This is a genomic window from Micromonospora sp. NPDC050784 (assembly GCF_044456765.1).
GTDB lineage: Bacteria > Actinomycetota > Actinomycetes > Mycobacteriales > Micromonosporaceae > Micromonospora > Micromonospora foliorum.
In genome coordinates this window covers 220,532-238,421 of record NZ_JBITGG010000004.1, presented here as the reverse complement: position 1 = coordinate 238,421, position 17,890 = coordinate 220,532, and the positions used below count along the sequence as shown (strand labels likewise).

At 70.6% G+C, this 17,890-nt stretch carries 17 protein-coding genes and 2 tRNA genes; 12 read left to right on the top strand and 7 right to left on the bottom strand.

Features of this window, described 5'->3' with window-relative positions:
• Positions 1-22: 22 nt before the first annotated feature.
• Positions 23-613, bottom strand: coding sequence for a sigma-70 family RNA polymerase sigma factor (locus ACIBD9_RS07465; RefSeq protein WP_396715411.1), 591 nt, complete (start codon positions 611-613; stop codon positions 23-25).
• 172 nt (positions 614-785) lie between these two features.
• Here ACIBD9_RS07465 and ACIBD9_RS07460 point away from each other — a divergent pair, with 172 nt between their 5' ends.
• From ACIBD9_RS07460 to ACIBD9_RS07450, 3 genes are all read left to right on the top strand, one after another.
• A complete protein-coding gene (locus ACIBD9_RS07460; protein WP_396715409.1) occupies positions 786-2,453 on the top strand; it encodes a copper resistance CopC/CopD family protein in 1,668 nt (555 codons plus the stop codon).
• Positions 2,454-2,470: 17 nt separating this feature from the next.
• On the top strand, positions 2,471-3,205 hold the full coding sequence (locus ACIBD9_RS07455) for a YcnI family protein (protein WP_396715407.1): 735 nt from the start codon (positions 2,471-2,473) through the stop codon (positions 3,203-3,205).
• Positions 3,206-3,354: 149 nt separating this feature from the next.
• Positions 3,355-4,374, top strand: a complete 1,020-nt coding sequence (locus ACIBD9_RS07450) for a hypothetical protein (protein WP_396715680.1) — start codon at positions 3,355-3,357, stop codon at positions 4,372-4,374.
• A gap of 165 nt (positions 4,375-4,539) precedes the next feature.
• On the opposite strand, the gene ACIBD9_RS07445 is transcribed toward ACIBD9_RS07450, so the two are convergent.
• Positions 4,540-5,823, bottom strand: coding sequence for a glycosyltransferase 87 family protein (locus tag ACIBD9_RS07445; protein WP_396715405.1), 1,284 nt, complete (start codon positions 5,821-5,823; stop codon positions 4,540-4,542).
• A gap of 72 nt (positions 5,824-5,895) precedes the next feature.
• On the opposite strand from ACIBD9_RS07445, the gene orn reads away from it, so the two are divergent.
• A complete protein-coding gene (orn, locus tag ACIBD9_RS07440) occupies positions 5,896-6,486 on the top strand; it encodes an oligoribonuclease (protein WP_308193624.1) in 591 nt (196 codons plus the stop codon).
• Between the two features lie 112 nt (positions 6,487-6,598).
• Positions 6,599-6,671: transfer RNA gene (locus ACIBD9_RS07435), tRNA-His, on the top strand.
• A gap of 112 nt (positions 6,672-6,783) precedes the next feature.
• Here ACIBD9_RS07435 and ACIBD9_RS07430 read toward each other — a convergent pair.
• Positions 6,784-8,076 carry an Ig-like domain-containing protein gene (locus ACIBD9_RS07430; protein WP_396715403.1) on the bottom strand — a complete coding sequence of 431 codons (1,293 nt, stop codon included), beginning with the start codon at positions 8,074-8,076 and terminating at the stop codon, positions 6,784-6,786.
• A 248-nt stretch (positions 8,077-8,324) separates the two neighbouring features.
• On the bottom strand, positions 8,325-9,587 hold the full coding sequence (locus ACIBD9_RS07425; protein WP_396715401.1) for an Ig-like domain-containing protein: 1,263 nt from the start codon (positions 9,585-9,587) through the stop codon (positions 8,325-8,327).
• Between the two features lie 187 nt (positions 9,588-9,774).
• Here ACIBD9_RS07425 and ACIBD9_RS07420 point away from each other — a divergent pair.
• The 3 genes from ACIBD9_RS07420 (at position 9,775) to ACIBD9_RS07410 (ending at position 11,366) form a co-directional block, all read left to right on the top strand.
• A tRNA-Lys gene (locus tag ACIBD9_RS07420) sits at positions 9,775-9,850 on the top strand.
• A 268-nt stretch (positions 9,851-10,118) separates the two neighbouring features.
• Complete coding sequence (locus ACIBD9_RS07415; protein WP_396715399.1) at positions 10,119-10,781, top strand: pentapeptide repeat-containing protein; 663 nt, start codon at positions 10,119-10,121, stop codon at positions 10,779-10,781.
• Between the two features lie 15 nt (positions 10,782-10,796).
• Positions 10,797-11,366, top strand: a complete 570-nt coding sequence (locus ACIBD9_RS07410) for a kinase (protein ID WP_396715397.1) — start codon at positions 10,797-10,799, stop codon at positions 11,364-11,366.
• A gap of 148 nt (positions 11,367-11,514) precedes the next feature.
• Here ACIBD9_RS07410 and ACIBD9_RS07405 read toward each other — a convergent pair whose 3' ends face one another.
• Together ACIBD9_RS07405 and sigJ are read right to left on the bottom strand one after the other, a co-directional pair.
• Positions 11,515-12,579, bottom strand: a complete 1,065-nt coding sequence (locus ACIBD9_RS07405; protein ID WP_396715395.1) for a cobalamin-independent methionine synthase II family protein — start codon at positions 12,577-12,579, stop codon at positions 11,515-11,517.
• 99 nt (positions 12,580-12,678) lie between these two features.
• On the bottom strand, positions 12,679-13,611 hold the full coding sequence (sigJ, locus tag ACIBD9_RS07400; RefSeq protein ID WP_396715393.1) for an RNA polymerase sigma factor SigJ: 933 nt from the start codon (positions 13,609-13,611) through the stop codon (positions 12,679-12,681).
• Positions 13,612-13,753: 142 nt separating this feature from the next.
• Between sigJ and wrbA the strand changes: the two genes are divergently transcribed.
• Both wrbA and ACIBD9_RS07390 read left to right on the top strand, forming a co-directional pair.
• A complete protein-coding gene (wrbA, locus tag ACIBD9_RS07395) occupies positions 13,754-14,362 on the top strand; it encodes an NAD(P)H:quinone oxidoreductase (RefSeq protein WP_396715391.1) in 609 nt (202 codons plus the stop codon).
• A gap of 119 nt (positions 14,363-14,481) precedes the next feature.
• Positions 14,482-15,588: a hypothetical protein gene (locus ACIBD9_RS07390; protein ID WP_396715389.1), complete on the top strand. Its 1,107-nt coding sequence runs from the start codon at positions 14,482-14,484 to the stop codon at positions 15,586-15,588.
• A 41-nt stretch (positions 15,589-15,629) separates the two neighbouring features.
• Here ACIBD9_RS07390 and ACIBD9_RS07385 read toward each other — a convergent pair whose 3' ends face one another.
• Positions 15,630-16,268 carry a TetR family transcriptional regulator gene (locus ACIBD9_RS07385; protein WP_396715387.1) on the bottom strand — a complete coding sequence of 213 codons (639 nt, stop codon included), beginning with the start codon at positions 16,266-16,268 and terminating at the stop codon, positions 15,630-15,632.
• A gap of 95 nt (positions 16,269-16,363) precedes the next feature.
• On the opposite strand from ACIBD9_RS07385, the gene ACIBD9_RS07380 reads away from it, so the two are divergent.
• Together ACIBD9_RS07380 and ACIBD9_RS07375 are read left to right on the top strand one after the other, a co-directional pair.
• Positions 16,364-17,302, top strand: coding sequence for an oxidoreductase (locus ACIBD9_RS07380; RefSeq protein ID WP_396715385.1), 939 nt, complete (start codon positions 16,364-16,366; stop codon positions 17,300-17,302).
• A gap of 76 nt (positions 17,303-17,378) precedes the next feature.
• Positions 17,379-17,729, top strand: a complete 351-nt coding sequence (locus tag ACIBD9_RS07375; RefSeq protein WP_238657969.1) for a DoxX family protein — start codon at positions 17,379-17,381, stop codon at positions 17,727-17,729.
• The last annotated feature ends 161 nt before the right edge of the window (positions 17,730-17,890 follow it).

Genomic DNA, 17,890 nt, shown 5'->3' with positions numbered 1-17,890 from the left:
GTCCGCGCCGGAAGTTCCACGCTCAGCCGGTCAGGGCGTCGCCGACCGCCTCGACCAGATCGTCCCGGGCCCGCGCGACCCGGGAACGGATGGTCCCCACCGGCACCCCTTCCACGGCGGCGGCCTCGGCGTACGACAGGCCGAGCAGTTGGGTGAGCACGAACGCGGAGCGCCGCTCGGGGCCGAGGCGGCGGACCAGGTCGGCGGCGCCGAACTGGCCGGCCGGGTCCGGGTGCGGTCGGTCGGTGTACGCGTTGGCCACCAGGCGTTCGTCGAGTCGCCGACGCCTGATCACGGTGCGCAGGTGGTCGGCGCAGGCACGCCGGGCGATGCCGAGCAGCCAGGTGCGGGCGCTGGAGCGACCCTCGAACGCGGGCAGGGCCCGAAACGCCCGCAGGTAGGTTTCCTGGGTCAGGTCGTCGGCGCTGTCCGGGTCGACCAGAGCGGCGGCGAACCGCCAGACCTCGGCCTGGGTCAGCCGGACGAACGCCGCCTGGGCGGTGGGGTCACCGTCGCGGGCGGTCAGCGCCCACTCGGTTGCCGGGTCCCGGGCGGCCTCGTCGGCCGGCTCTGCCGGACCGGCGGCGCCGGAGTCACGCGGGACAGGGATCACGACACATCAGGTTACGCGGCACCCGGCCCAGCGTCAGGGTCGTTCGGGCCTTGGATGGTCTGCGCCACGTCGGGAACTTTTCCCCGCCCCGGGCCGACTACCAGTTCATGACGTGCGACCACAGAAGCGACCACCCCCCTCGGGTCGCCGAATGGGACAACCATCGGCGACCATGGCCGGCATGACTGTCGCCCCCCGCCGCTGGGCCGCCCGGCTGGCCGCAGCCGCCGGCCTCCTGGTCACCGTCGTCGCCTTGTTGATCGCGCCAGCCACCTCCGCCAGCGCCCACGCGGTGCTGGAGAGCAGCAGTCCGGCCGCCGCGTCCATCGTGCCGAGCGGGCCGTCCGAGGTGGTTCTCACGTTCAGCGAGGCGGTCCGGAAGGTGCCCGGCAAGATCCGGGTCATCGCTCCGGACGGTTCCCGGGCCGACCGGGGCGAACCGTCGTTCGGCGACACTGTCGTGACCATCCCGGTGGATCCGGCCGGCACCCGTGGCACCTACCTGGTCAGCTTCCGGGTGATCTCCGCCGACAGCCACCCGGTCTCCGGGGCGTTCACCTACTCGGTCGGCGCGCCCTCGACGCCACCCGTCGACACCGGCACGGACAGCCGCGCCAATCCGGTGGTCGAGACGGCGGTGAAGGTGGCCCGTTTCCTCGGCTACGCCGGCCTGGTGCTGCTGGTGGGGCCGGCGCTGGTGCTCGCCGCGCTCTGGCCACGGCGGCTCTCCCGGCGGGGGCCGACCCGGCTGGCCTGGACCGGCCTCGGTCTGGTGGCCTTCGCCACCCTCGCCGACCTGTGGTTGCAGGTGCCCTACACGGCCGGTGGAGGTCTCTTCGACGTCACCGGCGAGGGGTTCGGCAGCGTGTTCGGCAGCGCCTTCGGTGCCGCCCACCTGGTCCGACTCGGCCTGCTGGCGGCATCCGTGTTCCTGCTCCGCCCGCTGCTGGCCCGGCCCGCCGGCCGCGCGGACGCGATCATCCTGGCCGTGCTCGGCGGCGCCGCCCTGCTGACCTGGCCACTGGCCGGGCACGCGGCGGCCTCCCCGGCGCCGGCGGTCTCCGTGGTGGTCGACGCGGTCCACCTGGGCAGCATGGCCGTCTGGCTGGGTGGTCTGCTGATGCTCGCCGTCTTCCTGCTGCGGCAGGCCGACGAACGGGAGTTGGGCGCGATCCTGCCGATCTGGTCGCGCTGGGCGGCGCTCGCCGTCTCGGCGCTGCTGCTGGCCGGCACCGTCCAGGCGCTGATCGAGGTGGCCACCCCGCAGGCGCTCTTCGACACCACGTACGGGCGCCTGTTGCTCGCCAAGATCGGGCTGTTCGCGCTTGTCATCGGCGTGGCCGCGTACTCCCGGCAGTTGGTGCGCAGCCGCGTCGCGGCGCAACGCCCGGCGCCGGTGCGCCGGGCGGTCCTGGTGGAGTTGGCCGTCACCGTGGTGGTGCTGGCCGTGTCCGCCACGCTCGTGCAGACCACGCCCGCCCGCACCGCCGCGGCCGGCCCGTCCGCCGGGGCCGAGGCCGGCCTCTTCAGCACCAGGCTCTCCAGCCCGCTCCTGACCGTCGAGGTCGAGGTGAGCCCGGCCGAGCGGGGCAACAACTCGGTGCACCTGTACGCGTACGGCAAGGACAATCAGCCACTGCTGGTCGCCGAGTGGAAGGCGACCGTCGCGCTGCCCTCGGCCGGGATCGAGCCGATCGAGGTGCCGTTGCTGCGGTTGACGGACAGTCACGCCTACGGCGACATCAGCCTGCCGAGCGCCGGCGACTGGCAACTGAAGATCACCGCCCGAACGACCGACATCGACCAGGCCACGGTGACCGCCACCGTGCCCATCCGTTAGAGAGGTTCGCGAAACCCATGAGCCGATTCCGGCGTACCGCAACCGCCGCTGCCGCCCTGGCGTTCACCGCCGCCGCCACCGCTGTGCTCGGCTTCGCCGGACCGGCGTCCGCGCACGTCACGGTGAACCCGAAGGAAGCGACCCAGGGCGGCTACGCCCGGGTGGCGTTCCGGGTGCCGAACGAGAGCGACAGCGCGTCGACCGTCAAGCTCGAGGTGGTGCTCCCGGAGAACGCCCCGGTCGGCTCGGTGTCGACGATGCCGGTGCCCGGCTGGACGGTCGCCACCGAGAAGCGCAAGGTGGACCCGCCGATCGAGGTGCACGGCAGCCAGCTCACCGAGGCGGTCTCCAAGATCACCTGGACGGCGTCCGGCGACGCGGGGGTGAAGCCGGGCCAGTTCCAGGAGTTCCCCGTCTCGCTCGGGCCGCTGCCGCAGGTCGACTCGATGGTCTTCAAGACCCTGCAGACCTACTCGGACGGCAACATCTCGCGGTGGATCGACGAGCCGGCGCCGGGCGCCGAGGAGCCGGAGCACCCGGCGCCGGTGCTCACCCTGGCCGCCGCGGCGGCGCCGACGGGTTCGGCCGCGCCGACCGCCGCCGTCGCGTCGCCCGACGACGATGACGACGACGAGGGCAACGGGCTCGCGGTCGGCCTCGGCGTGGCCGGTCTCGTCGCCGGTCTGGCCGGCCTGGCGCTGGGCGGGCTGGCGTTCGCGCGTACCCGCCGGGAGCCGGTCGCCAAGGCCTGACCCCTGTTCCACCCGCTGGCCCGCCGGATCACCCGGCGGGCCAGCGCGCTTTCCGGAGTCGGACCCACCGTGCCGTGGATATCCCCTGATCAGACGCCGTACGTCGGTAAGGTCGGCCGGGTATTTGGCTACGGAGGGGGACGGTGCGGATGCGGTTCGTGCGGGTGGTCGCCGGAGTGCTGCTGTTGGTCGTGGGAATTCCGGCGCTGTTCGCCGGTGGCGGACTGTGGCTGGTGACCCGACACGCCGATCCTGGCGGGGGCTTCGCCGCCCGCTTCGAGACGGTCCGCACGCCCGGTCACGCGGTCGTGGTCACCGACCTCGATCGACTGCTGCGGCAGGAGGCGCCCTTCGCGCGTACCGCGCAGACCCGGCTGCGCCTGGAGGCCCGCACCACGGGCGGCCCGGCCTTCGTCGGATTGGCGCCCACCGCGGAGGTGCGTGGCTGGCTGGAGGCGGTGCCGCACGCCACGGTCCGTCGGGTCGCGCTGGCCCGGGGTCCGCTGCCGGTCCGGCTTGATCCGGCCGGACCGGCCGCCGACACCCCGGGCGTCGCGACGGCCGACGGGCCGGTCACGCCGCTGGGCCGGCCCTTCTGGGTACGCGAGGGGATCGGCTCGCTGGAGTGGAGCGCGGACGACCTGGCCGGCGAACCCATGAGCCTGGTGGTGATGCGCCCCGACGGTGCTGCCGACCTGGCCCTGGACCTGCGCGCCGAGTTGCGGGCCGGGTGGACCGGCCCGGCCGCCTGGGGGCTGCTGACCGTCGGCGTGCTGCTGGTGGTGTGCGCGGCGCTGCTCCTGCTGCGACCGCTGCGCCCTCGCGAGGTGATCTTCGTGGTGGAGCCGGACCAGGTGCCGGTGCTCGCCGGCCGGCTCGGGGTCACCTCGCTGAGTGGCCTGGGCCTTCGGCAACCCGACCCAGCCTCGCCGTTGCCGGTACGACAACTCGAGCCGGTCGGCTCCGGAGCGGCGGAACGTCCCCGGTCGGCGATCGGCGCCGCCCGCGCGGCCACCCTCGCCGACCTGGACGAACCGGTCCTGCTGCCCCGCCCACCGGAGGTGACGCTGAGCCTCGCCTGGCCGCCGGCCGACGCGGACGAGCCCACGGCCCGGCCGGTGGCGGTCCCGCCGGGCGACGACCCGGCCCATCACGGCCGAACCGCTTGAGGCTCGGTCGGCAGCGGCCCCGCTGGTGACGGCCGGGCCGGTTGTCGGCTCGGCTTGTGGTGGTGGGTGCGACGGCGAGTGGCCCTCCGCGCTGCCGACGCGGAGGGCCACTCTCACCGGGGGATCGGTGCTACCCGAGCGACGCTTGAGGTAGATGAGGACAGGTTAGCGCCGAACGTGGCCACTCGGGAGGTCTGTCCAATTGGTGCGATTTTCCACACCGGGCCTCGACCGCACCGGCAGCGCCACCAGCAGCAGCAGGCTGAGCAGCACGTAGGTGTTCTGCACGACGAAGTCGACCGGGTCATGAGTGTGGACCGGCCCCGCGCCCCAGGCCTGGAACGTCACCACGCCGTAGATGGTCACGGCGGTGATGCCCAGCGCGAGCCCGGCCAGCCACCGACGCCGGTGTGCCTCGTCCGGCCGGTCGGCGCTCAACGCCGCGTCGGCGAGCAGCACCACGGCGGGCACGAACCAGTAGATGTGGTGGGTCCAGGTGATCGGGCTCGCCAGGGAACCGACCAACCCGGTCAACGTCAGGCCCGTCAACGGGTCACCGGCCCGCGCCGCGCGGGCAGCCCGCCACAGCCCGTAGCCGGCGACCACGGCGACCACCAGCAGCCAGAGCAGCCGGTCCGGCTTCGCCGGCTCGGTGAACCGGCTGAGCAGGCCGAACAGCGACTGGTTGCCGACGATGTCGGTGCGCCCCACCCGCTCGGTGGTCCACAGCTCGTGCGTCCAGAACCGCCACGAGTCACGTGGGGCGATCGCCGCCGCGAGCAGGGTCGCCGCCGCCGCGGTCGCGCTCGCCACCGCCGCGGCCCGCCACCGCCGGGTGGCCAGTAGGTACACGATGAAGATGCCGGGAAAGAGCTTGAGCGCCGTCGCCAGCCCCACGCCCACCCCGGCCCAGCGTCGCGCCTGCGGCACCGCGAACAGCAGGTCGGCCAGGATCAGCACGACCAGCAGCATGTTGATCTGGCCGAAGGTGATCGTCTCGCGGATGCTCTCCACCGCCAGCACCAGCAGGACGGCGGCGACCAGGGTGAACGTCCGGGGCAGGTCGTGTCGGGCGATCAACGGCACCACCAGCCACCGGGTGGTCAGCACCACGGCCAGCACGGTGAGCGCCGTGAAGATCGCCACGGTGGCGCCGAGCCGCAGCAGCCCGAACGGCCACAGCAGCAGCGCGCTGAACGGTGGGTAGGTGAAGTACAACTCGCCCTGCACCCGGTCGGGTTGCACGTAGTCGTAGAGCGGGTGACCGACGCGCCACCAGTCCATCGCGGACATGTAGATCTTGAGATCGAAGAAGTTGTGCACGAGGCCGGGCAGGTAGAGCGCTGGCAGCACAGCGCCGAGGGCCACCACCGCGACCAGGCGACGGACCGTACGGCCGCCGGGATCGTCTTCGGTGACGGCGGGCGGTGCGACGGGTTCTGCTGGCACCCCGAAACCCTAGCGGGCCGGTCCGCCGAGAGCGCGCAGCCGCAGGGCGTGGGCTGCGCGTAGGCTGTCCCGGTGGCTGATCTCCTCGTCTGGATCGACTGTGAGATGACTGGGTTGGACCTCGGCAGGGACAAACTGATCGAGGTTGCGGCACTGGTCACCGACCCGGACCTCAACGTGCTGGGTGACGGTGTCGACGTGGTCATCCACGCCGACGAGGCGGCACTGGAGGGGATGCCGGAGATCGTGCAGACGATGCACGCCAAGTCCGGCCTCACCGAGGAGGTCCGTCGTTCGGCGGTCACCCTCGCCGAGGCCGAAGACCTGGTCCTGGAGTACGTCCGCACCTTCGTGAAGGATCCGCGTACGGCTCCGCTGTGCGGCAACTCGATCGCCACCGACCGGGGCTTCATCGCCCGGGACATGCCCCGCCTCGACGCGCACCTGCACTACCGGATGATCGACGTGTCGTCGATCAAGGAACTCTGCCGTCGCTGGTACCCCCGCGTGTACTTCGGGCAGCCGCAGAAGGGTCTCGCGCACCGGGCGCTGGCCGACATCCGGGAGAGCATCCGGGAGTTGGAGTACTACCGGCGCACAGTCTTCGTTCCGCTGCCCGGCCCGGATGTCGACACCGCCAAGGCCATCGCCGCCGAACTCTGACCGCGCTGCTTCGTAGCGGGGAGCAGGGAACCCGCTGGACGAGGCGCGCCACGGTGTGGCTATTATTGGTCCGCACCCCGCCCGGAGCGATCGACCGGGCGACGGCGGCATGGTGGCTGTAGCTCAGTTGGCAGAGCACCGGGTTGTGGTCCCGGTTGTCGTGGGTTCAATTCCCATCAGTCACCCAGCTGGTTTCACTACTCAGGCCCCCTCTTCGGAGGGGGCCTGAGTCGTTTCAGGGGCGGCACAGGGTCTACGCGAAAGCCCCCTCCGAAGAGGGGGCTTCCGTCGACTGGCTCAGGCGGTCGGCGTGGGGGACGGGGTGACCGCCCCGTCCGGGGTCGGGGTGGTGGCGTCCGGGTCGGCCGGCGGCTCGTACGGAAGGGCGCTGCCCTTGACGTACTCGTCCCAGCTCATGTTCCAGTCGGTCCAGCCGTTGCCGTTCTGCAGCTTGCGTTCGGTGCCCTTGACCGTGATCGGGTCGCCGATCTGGGTGTTCTTGAAGAGCCAGTCGCCGTTGGCCATCGACACGTTCACGCAGCCGTGCGACACGTTCACGCTGCCCTGCTGACCCTCGGACCAGGGTGCCGCGTGGATGAACTCGCCGCCCCAGGTGAGGCGCTGCGCAAAGTCAATCTTGGTGCGGTAGCCCTCCTCCGGGCCCAGCTCCTCGAACGTGTCGAAGACCGTCTTGCGCAGCTTCTCGATCACGACCATGGTGCCGCTGGACGACGGGGTGCTCTTCTTGCCCAGGCTGACCGGGATGGTCTTGATCACAGAGCCGTTGCGGGTCACCGTCATCCGCTTGGTCTTGTTGTCCACCGTCATGACCACCGCCGCGCCGATCTTGACGTCCACCGAGAGGTCGGCGCGCCCGTACCAACCCTCACCCATCGGCAGGCCGCCCGCCTGCACCCGGTAGGAAACCTTGCTGTTGGGCTTCCAGAACTCCTTCGGCCGGTACCGGACCTCGGTGGGGCTGACCCAGTGCCAGATCCCCGCCTGCACCGGAGTCGAGGTGACCGTCATCCGGCGCTGCACGTCGTCGCGGTAGTCCTCCGGGATGCCCCGGCTGAACTTCACGATCAGCGGCATGCCCACCCCGACCACCTGGTTGTCACCGAGGAAGCTGCTCACCCGTACCTGATTGCCGGGCTTGGCCATGGTGGTAAAGGTGCTGGTCGCCGTGGCCGGAAGCCCGTCGTCACCCTTGGCGGTCACGGTCGCCGTGTAGCTCGTGCCGTACGCGAGCGCGCCGGCCGGTAGCCACGACTTGCCGTCCTTGGCGAGGGCGCCCTCGACCGTCTTGCCGGCGGCGTCCTTCAGCTCGACCGCGGTCTCCACGGCGTCCTTCGTGGTGAAGGTGATGCCGGTGGACGCCGGCACGTCCTTGGCGTCCGCCGCGGGCTCACTGATCGTCGCCGCGGCCTTCGGCGCCGGGTTCTCGCCGCCGCCGTGCCACGAGGACGGCTTGCCGCCGTCGCCGTCGGTGCAGGCCGAGGTGAAGGCCAGCGCCACGGCGAGAAGCCCCGCCGCGAACACGCGGCGTCGCCCGCCGGGCCGGATCAGCTGGTCCTGGCTAGCTCGCATGAATTCCCTCACAGTCGTGGTCGCTGCCCCATCGTCTCCTACTGACGCGCCAGAGCCGGCCCCGGTTGCCGAGGGTGAACCGAAACACGCCATCAATAGTGCCCGAATTCTGCTACTATTCGGCGTTTCGTGAGCCTGGTTCGTCTCCGTACCGGGAGTGCGGGGGTCGCCGCGCCGTGTCGAGCGGCGGGAGTGCAAGGGTACGCCGGCCCCGCCAACGGCAGAGCCGGCGCAACGAGGCCGACGGCTCAGACCGCCGGGCCGGCCCCACCGCTGGGCACCGGCAACGCGCTGCCCTTGATGAACTCCGACCAGCTCAGGCTCCACGCCGTCCAACCGTTACCGGCGGCGATCCTGCGTTCGGTGCCCTTGATCGTGATCGGGTCGCCGATCCGGGTCTTGTCGAACAACCACCTGGCGTTCGCCATCGACACGTTCACACAGCCGTGCGAGACGTTCTGCCGCCCCTGCACGTGCTCCGACCACGGCGCGGCGTGGATGTACTCGCCACCCCAGGTGAGCCGCTGGGCGAACTGGATGTCCGTCACGTAGCGGTTGGCCGGGTCCGGGTCGTCCCGGGTGTCGAAGACCGTGGCTTCCTTCTTCTCCATCACGACCATCGTGCCGCTCGACGACGGCGTGCTCTTCTTGCCCAGGCTCACCGGAATCGTGCGTACCGCCGCGCCGTTCTCGTGCACCGTCATCTTCTTGTTGGCGTTGTCGACCTTCATCTCGAACGACCGCCCGATCTTGGCGGTGGCCTTGCGGTCGATGTCGCCGTACTTGCCGTTGCTCAACGGCACCCCCGCCAGCGCGATCCGCACGGTGATGGTGGTGCCCGGCTTCCAGTACTCCGGGGCCCGGTAGTAGGCCTGCGTGCCATTGCTGACCCAGTGCCACGCACCCGGCTGCGGCGGGTCGGTCCGGACGAACATCCGCTTCTGCACCGCCGCCCGATCCTTCTTCGGGATACCGGGGTGGAACTCGGTGACCACCGGCATCGCCACCCCGTAGCTCTTGTCGTCGAAGAGGTACAGGCCCGAACCGATTGTCGACTTCGGCTTGGCCATCGTGGTGAAGCTGCTGGTGCCCTGGCTGCTCGTGCCGTCCGAGGCGCTCGCCGTCACCGTGGCCGTGTAGCGGGTGCCCCACTTCAGCGGAGCGGACGGCACCCAGGACGAACCATCGGTACGCAGCTTGCCCTCGACCGAGCCGCCGCCGTCCGCCGTCAGCGTTACCGCCGACACCTTCCCGCCGTCCGGGAGCTTCGCGCTGATCTCCGTGCTCACCGGCCGATTCTTCGTGCCGTTCGCCGGGCTCAGCGTGAGCGGTGGCCCGCTCGGTGTGCTCGGTGCCGAAGGTGCGGCCGAGCCGGGGGCGGCGCTCGCGTCCGAAGACCCTCCGCCAACGAATTCCGGCTTCTTGTCGTCGCCACCGCATCCGGTCAGTGCCAGCGACGCCACCAGAGTCAGGGCGCCCACCACCGCCCCGGCTCGCGTGAACCGTGCCATGCCCACCTCTGTTCTCGCGTACCTGGCGGACATCGTGCCGCATCACCGCCGCAACCCACGCCCCGATCTTGGCCGCAGTGGTCGGTTTGGGGCTTTTTGCCGGCAAAGCTCGACCGAAGGGGGGACCCTGGGAACCGAATTGGAGCCCGTGTTGGAGGGGTGCTAATGTTCTCTCCGTTGCCGACGAGCGCCGCTAGCTCAACTGGCAGAGCAGCGGACTCTTAATCCGCGGGTTCGGGGTTCGAGTCCCTGGCGGCGCACCAGCAATATTCAGGGGGCATGGCTAATTGGCCATGCCCCCTGAACTGCGTTTTCCGGCGGGGCGACGCGGCTCACGAGTGGACCACGACGTCCCAGCGCCCACACGGTGAGCGCGAAGCAGCAGAGCGCCGTTCCCGCGATGGTGACCGCCGTCCAGCCGCCCACGGACCAGAGCGCGGTCGCGGCGGCTGAGCCGATGGCGCGGCGTTCACCGATCGCGAGACGCGCGGGGTGGCGTGCCCACCCCGCGCCCACACAGGTTGAGGACACATGCGCACCACCACGATCGGCGACGTGAAGGTCCTCCTGCCGGACCTCGAACCGGACGACCTCGACACCACGACGGACCTTGACGGCGGCCTCACCGAGGCCCTCGTCGAGGGCGCCGCGTGGCACGGCTCGCACCTTGAGGACGCCCACATCCGCAGCAGCCTGATCACCGGCGTGGACCTGAGCGAGAGCACCTGGGAGGCCGGCAGCCTCTACGGCTGCGAGATCACCCGCACCGACTTCTCCGGCGCGACCCTGACCGGCATCGCCATCGAACGGTGCGCGATCACCGGCTCCCGGTTCACCGGCACCAGACTCACCGACGTACGCCTCAAGGACGTCCTGTTCGACGGTTGCCGCTTCGACTACGCCACCTTCCAACGCGTCGTCGCTGCTGGCTCGGTCGCCTTCACCGACTGCACTTTCACCAACGGCGCGTGGTCTTCCTGCCGACTACCTCGCATCGCGCTGCGGTCCTGTGACCTCACCGGACTGGAGTTGGACTCCTGCCAGCTCGACGGCACCGACCTACGGGGCAGCCGGCTGAAGGGCCTCAAGACGCCGCTGGACAACCTGCGCGGCGTCACCCTCCGCGAGGACCAACTTCTTGACCTCACTCAGCTGACCGTTGCCGCCCTCACACTAACCGTGCGCAATGACTGAAGCCGAGGAGGCATCGTGGTCGCTGAACCCACTGGCAGCTCGGACACGATCCTCGTCTGCGTCCGGGGCAACTCCGGCTCCGGCAAGAGCAGCATCGCCCGAGAGCTACGACGCCGGCACGGCCGGGGCTGCGCCCTGGTCGAGCAGGACTACCTGCGCCGGATCCTGCTGCGCGAACGGGACAAGCCGGGCGGCGCCGCGCCCGCGCTGATCGGGCAGACCGTGCGGTTCGCCCTCGACCACGGCTACCACGTCGTGTTGGAGGGCATCATGCACAGCAGCCGCTACCAAAGCATGCTGACCTCCCTGCGGGACGACCACCGCGGCCGGTCGCTGTTCTGCTACCTCGACGTGTCCCTGGCCGAGACGCTGCGCCGGCACCTCACTCGCCCGCAGGCCAGTGAGTTCACCGCCGAGCACATGAGCGGCTGGTACTCCGCTCACGACGTCCTGGGCTGGCCCGACGAACTCGTTCTCCCCGAGACCACGGGCCTGGACGAGGCCGTCGAGGCCATCGCCGCTGCCGCCGGGCTACCCCAGACCGGACGCGACGACGACCTGCTACCGAACGTTCCGTCTCCGTAGACAACCCAGCCGGCTACCGGTGTCGCGCTTCGGCGTACCGTTCGCCGACATCAGCCCTGAATGCTAGGCAGCCCGTAGAGACGGTGACTGCGACGGCATGAAGCTCGCCGGACCGCGCCTGCACGAGCCAGCTCTTACGGCCCTGCCCTCACCCGGCCAGCTGCTCGGCGGCCAGGGCGGTTCCTTCGACCCGGGCGCGTACCTTGGCCCACGCCGTGTCCCGCGACGTGGACATGTCGTCGGCGAACGGCGCGAACCCGCAGTCGTCGCAGGTGCCGAGCCGGTCGGGCGGGATGTACTCAGCGGCCCGTAGCACGCGGTCGCGCACCTGGTCGACGGTCTCCACCACCGGGTCGACCGGGTCGGTCACGCCGACGAAGATCCGCTGGTGCGGCCGGGAATGCTCAGCGATCGAGGCGAGCACCCGCCCTGGCTCGGGCTCGCCGGCGAGCTGCACGTAGAAGACCCCCGCGTCGATCGCGAAAAGGCTCGGCAGCAGCTCGACGTAGTCCACATCAAGGCTGTGGGTGGAATCCTGGTCGCCGCCGGGGCATGTGTGCACACCGATGCGCGCGCGCTCGTGCGGAGCGAACCGCTCGAGCACACGGTTGTTCAGGGCCACGAAAGCCTGCAGCAGCGCCTTGGAGGGGTCGAGCTTGATCGAAAGCCGGCCCTCGGTGAAGTCCAGCTGCACGGTCTGAGCGCCGGCGTCCAGCGCGCCGCGGATGTCGGCCTCCGCCTCGTCGACCAGATCGTCGAGGAACGCCTCTCGGGGGTACCCGTCGATACCGTCCTCCGGATACAGCAGGCTGAGCGCGGACGGCGCGATGACCGCCTGCTTGACCGGCACGGTCGCGTGCCGTCGCGCGGCGGTCAGGTACGTCTGCGATCGGGTCGCGTAGCGGAACGGTCCTGCGGTGAGGCGGGGAAGCTGCCGCGTATGGCCGTCGGCGAACGGGATGACGGCGCCGTCCGGCGCCAGGGTGTCCAGACCCGACAGCGGGTACGTCGCGAAGCTCGGCTTGCGCTGTTCGCCGTCGGTGACCACAGGTGAGCCGATCCGCTCAAGGGTGGCGATGGTGTCCCGCACGGCGTCGTCGTACCGCGCGTCCAGAGCAGCCTGCCCGATCCGCCCGGCGGCGTGATCGGCGATGGCGGCCAGCAGCACCGACGGGCGCGGAAAGCTTCCGATTGGCTCGGTCGGGATAATCATGGCCGTCAAGCTATTGACGGATGGCGGGCGGCGCATCTTCCAGCGTGCGCACTTCGGGCTTCCGTAGAGGGCGGGCGCGCAGTTTCATTTTCGGTGTGGTCAGCCAGTGGCCCAGGAGCGCAGCTTGTCGGGGTTGAGTACGGCCCAGACGTGCTCGATGCGGCCGCCGGTGATGTCGAACGCCATCACCGACACGGTGACGCCGTCGAGCCGGGCCACCAGACCGGGCTGACCGTTGACCGTGCACTCCAGGAGCGTTACGCCGGCTGCCGAGGTGGGCCGGTCGACGAAGAAGCGGGCGACCTGCTCGGCGCCTTCGACCGGGTGGGGCGCGGCGGTGACGAGCCCTCCGCCGTCGCCGGTCGCCGTGGCGTCGGGCGTCAGCAGACCGATGAGCGCGTCGATGTCTTTTGCCTCCCAGGCGCGCTTGAAGGCCCGGACGACTTCGGCGCGCCGAGCTGACGAGGCCGGGTCAGGTCGCGGGGCGCGAAGGCGCCGGCGGGCCGACGAGGCGAGCTGGCGGCATGCCGCCGGGGTACGGCCGACGATCGCGGCCACGTCGGCGAAGGGGTAGCGAAAGACGTCGTGCAGGACGAATGCGACCCGCTCGGCAGGGGTCAGCGCGTCGAGTACGACGAGGAAGGCCATGCTGACCGACTCGTCGAGGGTGACCCGGTCGGCCGGGTCGGCGAAGCCGGCCGACCGCCCGCTGATCCACTCTGCCCGGTCGGGCAGCGGCTCGGGGATCCATTCGCCCACGTACCGTTCGCGCCTGAGTCGCGCCGAGCAGAGCAGGTCCAGACAGATGCGGCTGGCAACGGTCGTCAACCAGGCACCGGGCGATTCGATGTCCTCCTGTTGCCGGGGGGACATGGCGTACCAGCGGGCATAGGTCTCCTGTACGACATCCTCCGCGTCGGTCAGGGAGCCCAGCAGTCGGTACGCGAGGTTGGTCAACTGTCGGCGCTCGCTGATGATCGCGCTCAGGCCGGGATCGGACCGGCCGTGTCCCGGCTCGGACGTGGTTGTCATGGGTGTCAGCGGCTCCTTCAGACGATCTGACTCACCACTCACGACGAACCGTCGCCCCCGATTGTGAGGTCCGCGCGGCACCTCACATCTCGGGTGGCTGTCTCGTCGTACCCGTCAGACCCGCTCAGGAAGGAAGCCAATCGTGGAACCCGTGCACGTCGCGATCGTCTACTACAGCTCCACCGGCACCGTACACACCTTGGCGCAGGCCGCCGCCGAGGGCGCCGAGAAGGCGGGAGCCACCGTCCGACTGCGGAAGGTCGCCGAGACCGCGCCGCCGGAGGCGGTCGGCGCCAGACCGGAGTGGGAGCGACACCTGAAGGACACCGCCGACGTCGCCGAGGTCGGCCACGACGACCTGGAGTGGGCCGACGCCGTGCTGTTCGGCACGCCCACCCGCTACGGCAACCCGGCCAGCCAGCTGCGAGCGTTCATCGACACCACTGGCCCCCTGTGGTTTCAGGGCAAGCTCGCGGACAAGGTGTACTCGGCCTTCACCGCCTCCAACACCGCTCACGGCGGGCAGGAATCCACCCTCCTGGCGCTGGCGAACACGTTCTGCCACTGGGGCGGCATCATCGTGCCGCCCGGCTACACCGACCCCATCCAGTTCCGGTCCGGCAACCCCTACGGCACCTCCCACGTGGTCGGCGACGGCCCGCCCGGTGAGGTGATCCTGCAAGCGGCCCGCCACCAGGCCCGCCGCGTCGTCGACGTTGCCGCCCACCTCAAGGCCGGCCGCGCGGCCTGACAAAGCAGGCAGTACGGCCAGACGGCGGTGCCGCACTCAGCACGCCTGGTTCGGCTAAGTCCGAAAAGGCCGTACCGGACGCATTGCGTGTGATCCACGCCGGGTGCAACGCTGGATCGATGGGTTGGTGGAATCGACTTCGACGCGGATCGCGTTATCCGCTGCTCCGGCCAGGCCCGGGCGTACCACCGGTTATCCGGCCGTCCGACCTGCGGGCGCTGATCCGGGACCTTGCGGCGGCCCAGCCGGAGAACCGGGCCGAGCTGCTGGCCCTGCTGCGGCGATTGGAGTCGACGAGGCACACGCGCATACCCGTGCGGGTGTACGAGATCGGCGAGATGATCCAGCGGCACGCGTCGGTGCCGAAGGACAACGCGACCGCCGCGGCCTGGGCGGTGTGGCACGCCGTGCCGGAGCTGGATCTGATGGCGAGCGCGCGGGATCGCTGCATGCACGCCAAGAGCCTGCTCGGCACGCTGCGCGAACTAGTGCTGCACGGCCCGGACCCGGCTTTCGAGATCGGCGATCCGGACACCACCATCGCCGATGCCCTCCGGCTCGAGGCGGAGCGGATCGGTCACGCACCGGTGGCCGGCGAGGGCGAACACCAGGTCGGCTACCGGGCCGCGTACGCCGGGTTCGTCAAGCAGATGGCGCATCGGGCGAGGGAGCTCGAGGGGATACCGGAGCGCAACCCCCGCCGTGGCGTCCTGGCCACGACTGATCCGTCCGCAGACTCGACCGATTTGCCCACGCCGGTGCTGGTGGCCCTACGCGACGCGGTGGCGGCACTCCCGCACGAGCGGGACGCCCGGCGCGACCAGTGGACGGCGCGGGTGACCAGCGCCATCGAGCCGTTGCGTCCCGGCGGCCCGAGCGTGGACCCGGCCGCGCTCGGGCGGGCGATCATGGCTGAACTGCCGGAGCTCGACCGTCTCGATGAGACGCTGGGCCGTCTCGAACGGATCGAGGAGCAGTTGGCCGCGACGCAGCGACAGTTGACGGCTCAGCGGGCGCACCTGACTGAGGAGGTGATCCGCTGGCGTAACGCGCTCGCCCGCGAGCTGCGTCAGCAGGCCGACCATCACGTCGCAGCGACCGGTATCTCCCTCGACGCTGATTTCACCGCCGGTTTCACCCTGGCCAGCGACCAGATCGCCCGGCACCTGCGCGAGCGGGCCGACCGGCTTGCCGTCGCGGACCTACCCAAGCCCTCCTTCCGATGACCTGGGCCAGAGACGCCACCTGACCGTGGACCGCCGTCAGCTCAACGGTGACGGGGACTCGGCGCGGTAGGAGCGTCGAGGGCCGGGGCCACGACAGCGAACGCCTGGTCCATCAGCTCGGCCAGGTGCTGTTCGTCGTCGCCCGGCTGCCACCGCTGGAGCACGGTGTCGAGTGCCAGCAGGGCCATCCCGGCGGCCATCCGGGGGTAGGGGTCGATGTGCGGGTCGAGGCCGCAGCGGTTGGCCAGCTCGGCGGCCAACTCGGCGCGCCACTGGATCTGGCGTTCCAGCCAGCGGGCGTGCAGGGCGGGGGTGTCCAGGATGAGACGGACGACGACTCGGGCTCGCTCGGAGTGTTCCGGGTGGTCGTTGCAGGCGGCGAGTGGCACCCAGAGGGCGTGGCGCAGCGCGACCGACGGCGCCTCGGCGGGTGGCCGGGCGGCGAGTTCGGTGATGATGTCCGCGCTGGTGTCGGCCAGGAACCGGACGACGACGTCCTCTTTGGACGCGAAGTAGCGGAAGAAGGTGCGCCGGGACATTCCGGCCGCCGCCACGATGTCGTCGACGGTCACCACGTCGAAGCCCTTGGTGGCGAGGAGCATGAGGGCGGCGTCACGCAATTCGTCGGCAACGAGCTGGCGTTTGCGTTCGGCCAGGCTGTTGTCCGTACGAGATCTCATCCGCCGATGCTACGTCATGCCGTGCCACATCATGCCCATGTTGGCATCACGCGCATTGCTTGACACTGAGTGCCACCGATAGCACAGTGGGTCGCATGACTGTCAATGGCTGGTCCACTGACCAGATCCCCGACCTGAGCGGCCGTACCTTCGTCGTCACCGGTGCCACGGCGGGCCTCGGCCTGGTCACCACCCAGGCGCTCGCCGCCCGTGGTGCGCGCGTCGTGCTGGCCGTCCGCGACGAGGAGAGGGGCCGCCGGGTGGCGGCGGACATCGCCGCGACCCGGCCCGGCGTCGACCTGGAGGTCCGGCGGATCGACCTCGCCGACCTCGACTCGGTACGGATGTTCGCCGACCGGATGCACGCCGACCACCGTCGGGTGGACGTGCTGGTCAACAACGCCGGGGTGATGGCCCTGCCGCGCACCCTCAGCCCGCAGGGGCACGAGGTGCAGTTCGCCACGAACCACCTGGGGCACTTCGCTCTCACCGGGCTCCTGCTCGACCTCCTGCTGGCCGGCCGGGATCCGCGGGTGGTCACGGTCACCTCGGTCAACCATCGGCAGGCGAAGGTGCGCTTCGCCGACCCGACCGGTGCGCGGGGCTACTCCCCGATGGGCTTCTACAACACGTCCAAGCTGGCCAACGCCATCTTCGGCTACGAGTTGCACCGGCGGCTCAGCGCCGTGGCCAGCCCGCTGGGCAGCTACCTCGCCCACCCTGGCTACACCGCGACGAACCTGCAGAGCAGCGGCACCACGCCGGTCTGGCGGCTGCTGCTGGGCCGGATCGGCAACCCGCTCCTGGCTCAGCCGGTCGATCGCGGCGTTTGGCCGCAGCTGTTCGCCGCCACCGACCCGGCGGCGCAGCCGGGCCAGCTCGTCGCCCCCGGCGGGCCGGGCGAACTGCGCGGGCACCCCGTGCCGGCGAAACTGTCCGCCGCCGCGACCGACCCGGAGCACGGCCGGCGTCTGTGGGAGCTGTCCGAGCAGGCCACCGGCGTACGGTTCGGCGCGCTGCGACCGGCGAACTGATCGCGGGACATCCAGCGGCCGTCACAATCCGCCGGGCTGGGTCGTCCAGGTGGCGAGCAACCACAATGGAGGAACAATGTTCGCTGCTTACGTCACGGTCACCATTCTCGCGTCGGTCTTCACCGGCATCGCGGCTGTCACCTACCTGATCGGCCACGACTACCCGAAGGCCCAGGCGGACATGAAGCGCGTGCCCCGGTCGTGGGTACCGCGATTGGGCCTGGCGCTGGCGGCAGGGTCGTTGGGGCTGCTGGCCGGCTTCGCCGTACCGCTTCTCGGCACTCTCGCCGCCGCTGGTCTGGTGCTGTATTTCATCGGCGCGCTCATCGCGCACCTGCGCGTCGGCTCCCGCCAGTTGGTGGGTTGGGCCGTCTTCTTCGTCACCGTGGTGGCCGCACTGACAGTGAATGTGCTCTACCACTGGTGAATCGCCAGCTCCGACGTGCGGGGGGCACCGTGGGCGTTGGCATCGGGGTTCAAGCCGGTATTGCCGAGTCATTGGCGTGCATCTATAGTTCGCGGATCACAACAATCATGGCCGTGGTGACGCGGCCGGGTCGTCGAAGCGCTTCGACGATTCGTCGTTCA

Coding starts and splice junctions, on each gene's coding strand:
- ACIBD9_RS07460 (WP_396715409.1), top strand. CDS start 786: ATGGCCGGCATGACTGTCGCCCCCCGCCGCTGGGCCGCCCGGCTGGCC.
- ACIBD9_RS07455 (WP_396715407.1), top strand. CDS start 2,471: ATGAGCCGATTCCGGCGTACCGCAACCGCCGCTGCCGCCCTGGCGTTC.
- ACIBD9_RS07450 (WP_396715680.1), top strand. CDS start 3,355: ATGCGGTTCGTGCGGGTGGTCGCCGGAGTGCTGCTGTTGGTCGTGGGA.
- ACIBD9_RS07430 (WP_396715403.1), bottom strand. CDS start 8,076: ATGCGAGCTAGCCAGGACCAGCTGATCCGGCCCGGCGGGCGACGCCGC.
- ACIBD9_RS07425 (WP_396715401.1), bottom strand. CDS start 9,587: ATGGCACGGTTCACGCGAGCCGGGGCGGTGGTGGGCGCCCTGACTCTG.
- ACIBD9_RS07415 (WP_396715399.1), top strand. CDS start 10,119: ATGCGCACCACCACGATCGGCGACGTGAAGGTCCTCCTGCCGGACCTC.
- ACIBD9_RS07405 (WP_396715395.1), bottom strand. CDS start 12,579: ATGATTATCCCGACCGAGCCAATCGGAAGCTTTCCGCGCCCGTCGGTG.
- sigJ (WP_396715393.1), bottom strand. CDS start 13,611: ATGACAACCACGTCCGAGCCGGGACACGGCCGGTCCGATCCCGGCCTG.
- ACIBD9_RS07390 (WP_396715389.1), top strand. CDS start 14,482: ATGGGTTGGTGGAATCGACTTCGACGCGGATCGCGTTATCCGCTGCTC.
- ACIBD9_RS07385 (WP_396715387.1), bottom strand. CDS start 16,268: ATGAGATCTCGTACGGACAACAGCCTGGCCGAACGCAAACGCCAGCTC.
- ACIBD9_RS07380 (WP_396715385.1), top strand. CDS start 16,364: ATGACTGTCAATGGCTGGTCCACTGACCAGATCCCCGACCTGAGCGGC.
- ACIBD9_RS07375 (WP_238657969.1), top strand. CDS start 17,379: ATGTTCGCTGCTTACGTCACGGTCACCATTCTCGCGTCGGTCTTCACC.